1 protein-coding gene is annotated in these 637 nt (G+C 42.9%); it reads right to left on the bottom strand.

Going from position 1 to position 637, the window contains the following annotated elements; genetic code table 11:
* The coding region (locus tag HMPREF2885_RS04700) for an SSURE domain-containing protein (RefSeq protein WP_186822453.1) at positions 1–637 on the bottom strand (637 nt) is incomplete at both ends.

Genomic DNA, 637 nt, shown 5'->3' with positions numbered 1-637 from the left:
TATTGGCCTTTAGCCAAGCCTTCAAGTGGCAATAGAGCTGGATTTTCAGCTATTCCGTTGTCTGACCAAGGGGCCTTGTCGGAAGCTTTTAACAAGAGGCGGGTCAACATTCCATCTCCACCAAAAGCTTCGTATGGAATAACTTGGTTGACACCGGCCAAGAAAGGTCCAGGAACCTTAGCCTTATCAAGGTAGCTAGCTGGAACATCAATCATGTCTTTGACATTGTTAACAACAGACTCTTTAACCTGATTTGGTGTGGTCAAACCATTCAAATTAACAGTCAAATCTTTAGTCGCTACCAGATTGCTCAAGTCAGCCTTACCATCTTTCACACCGTACACTTTAATAGTAGCTTTATAACTTTGAGTACCATTTTGTTTCAAGAAGTCAAGCAGCTCTTTATCTGATTTACCTTGAGTACCTGCCAAGTCTACTTCGTAGAAATATTGGCCTTTAGCCAAGCCTTCAAGTGGCAATAAAGCAGGATTTTTATCCATTCCATTGTCTGACCAAGGGGCCTTGTCAGAGGCTTTCAAGATAAGGCGGGTCAGCATTCCATCTCCACCAAAAGCTTCGTATGGTATAACTTGGTTGACACCGGCTGTAAATGGTCCTGGGAAATTAGCTTTGTCAA

The sequence above is a fragment of the Streptococcus sp. HMSC062H02 genome, from assembly GCF_001813005.1.
GTDB classification, from domain to species: domain Bacteria; phylum Bacillota; class Bacilli; order Lactobacillales; family Streptococcaceae; genus Streptococcus; species Streptococcus oralis_S.
Note: the sequence above shows the minus strand (reverse complement) of the source record. Positions and strands in the feature narration are given on the sequence as shown.